At 37.4% G+C, this 6,172-nt stretch carries 8 protein-coding genes; all 8 read left to right on the top strand.

Features of this window, described 5'->3' with window-relative positions; genetic code table 11:
- The first annotated feature begins 63 nt into the window (after nt 1–63).
- Nucleotides 64–1,053 carry a tryptophan--tRNA ligase gene (gene trpS, locus PLH43_RS03025; protein ID WP_324359955.1) on the top strand — a complete coding sequence of 330 codons (990 nt, stop codon included), beginning with the start codon at nt 64–66 and terminating at the stop codon, nt 1,051–1,053.
- A gap of 37 nt (nt 1,054–1,090) precedes the next feature.
- Complete coding sequence (locus PLH43_RS03020) at nt 1,091–1,888, top strand: segregation/condensation protein A (RefSeq protein WP_324359953.1); 798 nt, start codon at nt 1,091–1,093, stop codon at nt 1,886–1,888.
- A 17-nt stretch (nt 1,889–1,905) separates the two neighbouring features.
- Nucleotides 1,906–2,526, top strand: a complete 621-nt coding sequence (gene scpB / locus PLH43_RS03015; RefSeq protein WP_324359951.1) for an SMC-Scp complex subunit ScpB — start codon at nt 1,906–1,908, stop codon at nt 2,524–2,526.
- Nucleotides 2,527–2,531: 5 nt separating this feature from the next.
- Nucleotides 2,532–3,101 (top strand): RDD family protein, encoded by a 570-nt coding sequence (locus PLH43_RS03010; protein WP_324359949.1) that lies wholly within the window; start codon nt 2,532–2,534, stop codon nt 3,099–3,101.
- 105 nt (nt 3,102–3,206) lie between these two features.
- On the top strand, nt 3,207–3,815 hold the full coding sequence (locus tag PLH43_RS03005; protein WP_324359947.1) for a DUF2953 domain-containing protein: 609 nt from the start codon (nt 3,207–3,209) through the stop codon (nt 3,813–3,815).
- A gap of 43 nt (nt 3,816–3,858) precedes the next feature.
- Entirely contained in the window at nt 3,859–4,344 is a 486-nt protein-coding gene (gene ytfJ / locus PLH43_RS03000) for a GerW family sporulation protein (RefSeq protein ID WP_324359945.1), read from the top strand.
- A 126-nt stretch (nt 4,345–4,470) separates the two neighbouring features.
- Complete coding sequence (locus PLH43_RS02995) at nt 4,471–5,187, top strand: pseudouridine synthase (RefSeq protein ID WP_324359943.1); 717 nt, start codon at nt 4,471–4,473, stop codon at nt 5,185–5,187.
- 139 nt (nt 5,188–5,326) lie between these two features.
- The gene (speE, locus tag PLH43_RS02990) at nt 5,327–6,154 is read left to right on the top strand and encodes a polyamine aminopropyltransferase (RefSeq protein ID WP_324359941.1); all 828 of its coding nucleotides are present in this window, start codon (nt 5,327–5,329) and stop codon (nt 6,152–6,154) included.
- Nucleotides 6,155–6,172 lie beyond the last annotated feature (18 nt).

Genomic DNA, 6,172 nt, shown 5'->3' with positions numbered 1-6,172 from the left:
ATTCTATGATTGAGTGAGAAAACGAGAGAAAAATGAAGAAATATTAGGGAGAGTGAAGTCTTAGTGAAAAAAGGTACTATATTGAGCGGCATGAGGCCTACAGGAGCTTTGCATCTGGGCAATTATTTCGGAGCTTTGGAAAACTGGGTAAAGCTTCAGGATGATTACGAGTGTTATTTTTTTGTTGCCGATTGGCATGCCCTTACAACAGGATATGAAGATACCTCGCAAATTAAGAATAATATAAATGACCTTGTTATAGATTGGATAAGTGCAGGTCTCGACCCTGAAAAATGCGTAATATTTTTGCAGTCAAGCATAAAAGAGCATGCAGAACTGCATTTGTTGTTTTCCATGACAACACCTCTTTCATGGCTGCTCCGTTGCCCGACATACAAGGACCAGCTGAATCAGTTGAAGGATAAGAATATTACCACCTACGGATTTTTGGGATATCCGTGTCTTCAGGCTGCCGATATATTAATCTACAAGGCTGGATTTGTCCCTGTGGGAGAAGACCAGCTTCCGCATCTTGAGTTGACCAGGGAGATTGCAAGGAGATTCAATTATTTGTTTGGTGAAGTGTTCCCCGAGCCTCAGGCAATTTTGACAAAGGCAAAAGTATTGCCCGGTACCGACGGCAGAAAGATGAGCAAAAGCTACGGCAATACCATAGCCCTGTCCGACAGTCCGGATGAAATAAGAAAGAAAGTAAGCACAATGATAACGGATCCGGCAAGAATCAGGAAGGATGACCCCGGTCACCCTGAGGTGTGCACGGTATTTTCCTTTCACAAGGTATTTAATGAAAATGAAGTTTCTGAAATTGAGGAGCAGTGCAGAGGCGGTAAAATAGGATGCGTACAATGCAAGAAAAACCTTGCAAACAAGATGGTGGAGCATCTTGAGCCTATATATGAAAGAAGACAAAAGATAATTGAAAATCCGGGTATCGTAAAAGAGGTTTTAGCAAACGGAAACGAAAAAGCAAGAAAGGTTGCCGGTGAAACTCTTGAAGAAGTAAGGAAAGCCATGAAGATAGATTTTATGTAACCTTTTTTCTATGGGCCTATAAGGGTGGTGAATTTTTTTGGAAAGTGTGTTGTCAAAAGCATGTACTATAAAAATACAAAACTTTGAAGGACCGTTTGATTTATTGTATCACCTAATAGAAAAAAACCAGATAAATATCTATGATATACCTATACACGAAATAACTGATCAATACATGGACTACCTTTTTGCAATGCAGGAGCTTGATTTGGAAATAGCCAGTGAATTTCTGGTAATGGCAGCAACACTTCTTCACATAAAGTCAAAGCTTTTACTCCCGAGTCCAAAGAAAGAAAAAGAAGAGGAGGAGCTGGACCCAAGGGAAGAGCTGGTTTTAAAACTCATTGAGTATAAGAAATACAAGAGGTTTACCGAAATCCTGAAAACAAGGGAGAAGGAGTGCGAAAAGTATTTTTACAGAGGTCCCGAGGATATTGATATCAAGCGCGAGGACGAGCCTTTAGAGCTTTCTTATGATGAGCTTAAAAGGGTCTATGTTGAGTTGATTGAAAGAAATGAAAGAAAAATGAATAAAAATATAGGAAAAATGACCCAGATACTGCAACATGAAAAGGTATCCTTGCGCAGTAAAATCAAAGATATCATCAGGACTCTTCTTAAAAAACCGATTTTCAAGTTTTCGGAGCTTTTTTCTCCCAAAACCAGGTCCAAACTTGAAATTGTTACAGGTTTTCTAGCTATATTAGAGCTGGCAAAGCTCAAAAAAATTACACTGATACAGCCAAAACAGTTTGCCGATATTACGGTCTGCAAATGTGAAAATACCAATCTTGAGGATATAGACGATGAAAATATTGCAGCAGAAAACTCATAGGGGTTGGAGTGATATAAGTGGATTTAAGAAAGCTCGAAGGAATACTTGAAGGAATGCTTTTTGCTTCGGGAGACAAAATTTCCGTTGAAAAGCTTAGCAGTATTATAGGTATTGATAAAAAGACAATCAAACTTGTTTTAAACAATATGATAGTGAACTATAACAACAACCCCTCCCGGGGTATTACCATAAGGGAAATAAACAACGGTTACCAGCTTTGTTCAAAGCCTGAGTACTATGATTATGTAAAACAGCTTTTTGAGCCCAAGCAGAGGAGCGGTTTGTCTCAAGCAGCCCTTGAAACCTTGGCAATTATTGCCTATAATAGACCTATAACTAAAGCAAGGATTGAGCAGATAAGGGGAGTAAACTCTGACAGTGCGGTTTCAAAACTCCTTGAAAAAAATCTGATCAAGGAAGCCGGAAGATTGGAGGCTCCGGGAAAACCCGTATTGTATGAAACTACTGACGAGTTTTTCAGAAGCTTCGGTTTTAAGTCCGATTCGGATCTACCCATATTTGAGCTGAGCGATATACATGAAGCTGTAGAAGTTAATCAAAATAGCGAACAGGAAAAAGACAATAAAGAGTTGGAGAAACAAGAAAGTATAGAAATAAATAGCGATGATCTAGGGTGATTTAAATGAATGAATACGATAGAAAAACCGAACCCCAAAAGCCTTATAGCTTGTTTAGAGCTCAGCCGTGGGTGAGATTTTGGGCCAGAATGGTTGATATATTTATTATTGACACTATTGTAAGACTAATTCAATTGTTTTTCTTTTCGGGCAGTATGTTTGAACCTATATTACTTAGTATGGGAACTTATTTTATCTGGGCCCTTGCTGAAGCAAAATTGATTTCATCTTGGGGGACTACTCCCGGAAAATGGTTGCTGAAAGTAAAGGTGAGAACCGTTGATTCCGAAATACCTGACTTTAATAAATCTCTAAAAAGAAGTATCCTGGTATGGATACTGGGTATGGGATTGGGGATTTTCACAAGTATATCCTATATTTTCGGGTATTATGAATTAACCAGAAGAGGTATTACCCCTTGGGACAGAATCAGCGAGTGTAGTGTACAGTATGAAGAAATGAGCGAAAACAGACGAATTGCAGTGGTCTTGACAATAATTGCTCTAAGTGTTGTCTGTTTTTCACTGGCTTTTGCCAACGGTATTTTATATTCAATAGAAGCTCAAGGATTCTAAATGCTTTTATAAAAAACTTTATAAATTTTAATTGCCGCATAAAAATACACAAACCATGTGTATTTTTTGTTTTTATAGGCAAAAATAAGTAAATGAGGTGCGGCAATGTTTTATAGAATGATTTTTGCATTAATAGTTATTATACTAATTGTATTGATACTGTTTTTAAAAATAAATATTGTTGTTGAATATAAAATAGGCGGACAGAATAACCGCTTTGAGATATCTTTTTTTGTGTTTAAAAAAAGGATTAAATTAAAAATACCCAAGCAAAAAAATAAAAAGAATGGGATATTTGAAGACTATAAAAAAATCATACAAAACATAGAAAAAAGCAAAAACCATTATGAAAAAAATAAAGAAATAATAAGGAAAATATTAAGATACATAAAATGCAGGATACCTATCGAAAAATTGGAGCTTGTGGCGGTGATTGGAACAGGCAATGCATCCTATACCGCAATACTCGCAGGAATTGCATGGAGTGCGGCAGGAATCCTTGCCTCCATACTTCACAGTTTCACGGATGTAAAAGAGAAAAGGGTGGAAATAAGGCCGGACTTCACAGGAAAAAAGTTTAGCCTTGAACTATTTTGTATATTTAAGGTTAAAATTGTTTATATTATTGTTATAGGTTTGATGATACTCAAGCACTTAATAAAATCAAAAATCGGTTTTATCAATGTAAAAAGAAATGTTGCAGTGTATAAATAGGATACAGTTTTTGCAAAAATAAAATTCCAGGTGGTGATAAATAATGGCAGAACATCCTATCCAAGGTTTAATGGCAACAGCAATGGAAAGCATTAAAGAAATGGTTGATGTAAACACCATAGTGGGAGACGCAGTTCAAGCACCGGATGGAACGGTGATTATACCTATTTCAAAAGTAACCTTCGGTTTCGCGGCAGGGGGAGGAGAGTTTGCTTCGCGCTGCACCATTGAGAAAAAAGACGAAGACAGTTCCGATGATGACAGCAACAAGCCCGAAAGCAAGTTTCCCTTTGCGGGAGGTAGCGGTGCCGGAGTCAGTATAAACCCGGTGGCATTTATGGTGGTAGGCCAGGGACAGATAAAGCTCCTGCCTGTAAATATCAATTCATCTTTGGAAAAGGTTCTGGATTTGATTCCGGAGATTATTGAAAAAGCAAAGGATTCCGTAAAGAAAAACCTTAAAGTAAAAAAAGAAATAAAGCCAAGTGATGTAAACGCCAAATGCGCAAAAGAAGACGAAGATGAATAAGTGGGAACAAGCCCACTTTTTCTTTATAAGAATGTTAATTTGAATAATTTAAAAACGGATGATTTTATGATAATATTTTAAATGCAATAAGGGAAAAAAGGATTTAAGAAGGATTGAGTTATCTTTATGAAAGAGATAAGACTGCAAAAGTACATTGCGGAATGCGGCATTGCATCCAGAAGAAAGGCAGAAGAGCTGATTCTTCAGGGCAGAGTCCGTATTAATGGGGAAACAGTCACCCAAATGGGTAGAAAGGTTTCTTTAAATGATATAGTAGAGGTTGACGGAAAGCCGGTCAAAATGGAAAAAAGAAAGGTTTACATAGCATTAAACAAGCCGGTGGGGTACATAAGCTCGGTAAAGGACCAGTTTGGGAGAAAGACGGTGCTGGATCTGGTCAAAGATGTAAAGGAAAGAGTTTTCCCTGTAGGAAGGCTTGACTATGATACCTCAGGTCTTTTACTGCTTACTAATGACGGTGATTTTTCCTACAGGCTGACCCACCCAAAGCATGAGATAAAAAAGGTTTATGAAGCCGTATTGATGGGTGTTCCTTCAAAGGATGCCATAATGCAATTTAATAAAGGCTTACAAATCGATGATTACCTCACAAGCCCGGCCAATCTTGAGATTTTGAAAAGTGACGGCAAAATATCCAAAGTTAGAATAACCATACACGAGGGAAAGAACCGTCAAGTCCGTAAAATGTGCAATAAAATAGGCTGTCCTGTAATAAAGCTTATAAGAGTCTCCATAGGTAACGTATCCTTGGGGGATTTAAAGGAAGGTTCGTGGAGAAACTTGACGGATTGGGAGATAAATTCTTTTTTAGATGAACGGTAACGAAAATGCATAACTTTTTCTACAATATTTGATATAATGTTTTGACAAAACACTATTTCCAATTTAAAATATTAATTGCTGTAAAAATAAACGGCAAGGTGTCGTTACTTAAAAATATATAGAACAGGAGTTGAATCAAATGGAACTTTGGTTTACGGAGTATCAGACCGCTTCATTGGGAATTACATGCAAGACAAAAAAGACTTTACATACTGAAAAAACAGAGTATCAGGAATTATCAGTTATAGATACCGAGCAGTTTGGCAGAATGCTCCTTCTAGACGGAATAGTTCAGACCACAATTGAGGATGAATTTGTCTATCATGAAATGATAACCCATATTCCGCTGTTTACTCATAAAAACCCGAAAAAAGCACTGGTTATCGGTGGCGGGGATGGAGGCTCAATAAGAGAAATTATAAAGCATCCTTCCATTGAAAAAGCTGTTTTATGCGAAATAGACGGACGTGTTATTGAGGTGTCAAAGCAGTATCTTCCTGAGATTAGCTGTGCTTTGGAACACGAAAAAGTTGAGGTAGTGGTAGGAGACGGTATTAAATACGTAAAAGAACACAAAAATGAATTTGATGTTATAATGATTGATTCAACAGACCCTATAGGACCTGCTGAAGGCTTGTTTGCCCTTGATTTTTACAGGTCGGTATATGAGGCCCTGAAAGAAGACGGTATATTTGTTGCACAGACCGAATCGCCTTTCATTGAGAAAGAGCTTATAAAAAGAGTAATTAAGGATGTTAAGTCATTGTTCCCGATAACAAGGCTTTACACCTGTGCAGTTCCAACATATCCTACAGGATTTTGGAGCTTTACAATGGGTTCAAAGAAATATGATCCTTTAGAAACCGACATAAACTCCATACCGGATATCGACACCAAGTATTACTGCCCGCAAATTCACAAAGCAGCATTCATGCTTCCGAAGTTTGCCAAAGATTTGGTAAAATAATTTATAATTTGATTTGAT

Origin of the sequence: Acetivibrio sp., assembly GCF_035371925.1 — a bacterium.
Taxonomy (GTDB): domain Bacteria; phylum Bacillota; class Clostridia; order Acetivibrionales; family Acetivibrionaceae; genus Hungateiclostridium.
This window is presented reverse-complemented; position numbering and strand designations above follow the sequence as displayed.

Bases quoted from the DNA above. Each gene is read 5' to 3' on its own strand.
- PLH43_RS03010 (WP_324359949.1), top strand. From the start codon at position 2,532: ATGAATGAATACGATAGAAAAACCGAACCCCAAAAGCCTTATAGCTTG.
- PLH43_RS03005 (WP_324359947.1), top strand. From the start codon at position 3,207: ATGTTTTATAGAATGATTTTTGCATTAATAGTTATTATACTAATTGTA.
- ytfJ (WP_324359945.1), top strand. From the start codon at position 3,859: ATGGCAGAACATCCTATCCAAGGTTTAATGGCAACAGCAATGGAAAGC.
- PLH43_RS02995 (WP_324359943.1), top strand. From the start codon at position 4,471: ATGAAAGAGATAAGACTGCAAAAGTACATTGCGGAATGCGGCATTGCA.
- speE (WP_324359941.1), top strand. From the start codon at position 5,327: ATGGAACTTTGGTTTACGGAGTATCAGACCGCTTCATTGGGAATTACA.